The organism is Wolbachia endosymbiont of Cylisticus convexus (assembly GCF_003344345.1).
Map to the genome: position 1 here is coordinate 1 of NZ_QPIP01000205.1, position 1,739 is coordinate 1,739.

A 1,739-nucleotide genomic window follows, 5' to 3' on the forward strand; every position below is an offset into this window, starting at 1 on the left:
CTATATATTCAAATATTGCGGTGTTGTGCAGAGTGTTGTGAAGTATCAATGAGTATGAGTGAACTAAAAAAGCTCTCTGAAACAGCATTATCATAACAATAACCTTTGTCTAGAAATAATATTTTTTGTACTCAGTAAAAATCTCTAATTTTTAGAGGTGTATTGTGATCCTTGATCGCTATAAGCAGATTTGCGCCTATCAATAGCCATATCTATGCCTATCAACTAAATCTATTATTGCCAACCATCCTTCATTGGTTTTTATGTACCTAAACCCATATCTTGTTTGGTTGATCAGTGGTGAAATTCTGATTCAATATGTTATAACTCTATTTGTGGTTTTAAACCTTCATCTAAGCTTAGCTTGAATGCCATTTTTCTGCATAACATTGTTTTGATTTTACCTAAAGCCTTTAATTCAGTTTAGGAGCTCCGTACCTGCATTGTGATGCTTTTCTTTGTATGAGCTCTTCTCTTATTGTTTTTTTTCTGAGTAATCCATCTATACAAGCAGATACGTTCAAAAACCTTCATAATTCCCGTGTTTTATAGCAATTTTCATGTTCTTTTATAAAAACTCTTTTTGGTTTGCAAAATATCCCAGGGCTTTTTTTAAAATGTCTCTTTCTCTCGTTACTCTTGCCAGCTCTTTCTTTAAATCAAACTTTTCTTTGTCACAAGTTCCTTTTCCTTGGTTCCAGATATTGTATGTTTTTACCCACCTGCTTAGCCGCTAATACCCAAATCTCTTCCTATTTTTGCTGATGATTGTGCGCCGTAGAAACACGGGAAGTGTTGAAGCTGTGCAATAGATGAGGGAGGGCCCCTACTCCCATAAGTGTTGAAAGTGTCATAAGAAGAAGATAAAAGAGCTATTATTAAAGAAAAATGGAGGCAATAATGGATCAAATAGAAAGAATACTAAACTTAACTAAAAGACGAGGATTTGGAAAGACTAGGAAAATCAACAGAGGTAGATAAATGTAATACTAAGTTAGTTGGTAAAATAATATTTAAAGGCTTAATGAAGCTAATATTAATGGGTCAGAAAACAAGCTTAAGAGCACTAGAAATGGTAATAAATAGGTGTGTGATAGATAAAAATGATGATAAAAGTACAGTTACATACAGTGGCTTATCGAAAAGGTTAAAAGTTCTGATTATTTTAAAGGTGTATATATCGATTTAATAAACAAAGTGGAAAAATTATTGCCCAGAAAAACGTCACATAACTTACATAGATTCGATTCAACAATTATAAATTTATCAGGGTACCTTATAAAAGATGGGTTAAAAATAGGTGGTAAAAGCAATGACAGTCAAGTCAAAGTAAGCGTTGGATTAAAAGGCCAATTACCGACGAGTATAAGATTTTGTCAAGGGCAAGAAGAAAGTAGCGAAGATATAGCGCTGGTTAGAGCAATTAATGAAGCTAAAGTTAAAAAAGAGGATATTTTATTGTTTGATAGAAGGATTGCAAAAGTTGCAACTTTCACTGAGTTTGACAAAAAGGAATACAAATTTATCACAAGAACATACTTAAAAAGAAGGTACTGCGTTATAAGAGAGAATGAAATTACGCAAAAACAACAACCAGATGGATCGGAAATTTTGGAAGATAATATAGTGAATCTTTACAGCGGAAGCAGAGCAATAGCAAGTACGACTAATAAAAATTAAAAATAGAACAGAAGATGAAATATGGTTTTTGACCAACTTATTTGAAATACCGGCTTATG

Annotated in this window: 2 protein-coding genes and 1 pseudogene; 2 read left to right on the top strand and 1 reads right to left on the bottom strand. The window is 32.7% G+C overall.

From position 1 onward, the window contains the following. Window positions 1-23: 23 nt before the first annotated feature. Window positions 24-771 (bottom strand): annotated as a pseudogene (locus tag Wcon_RS13630) (transposase family protein); the annotation flags it as partial. Window positions 772-946: 175 nt separating this feature from the next. On the opposite strand from Wcon_RS13630, the gene Wcon_RS10440 reads away from it, so the two are divergent. Then, window positions 947-1,189 (top strand): hypothetical protein, encoded by a 243-nt coding sequence (locus Wcon_RS10440; protein ID WP_114516947.1) that lies wholly within the window; start codon window positions 947-949, stop codon window positions 1,187-1,189. 8 nt (window positions 1,190-1,197) lie between these two features. Continuing rightward, entirely contained in the window at window positions 1,198-1,680 is a 483-nt protein-coding gene (locus Wcon_RS10445; protein WP_114516948.1) for a hypothetical protein, read from the top strand. Window positions 1,681-1,739 lie beyond the last annotated feature (59 nt).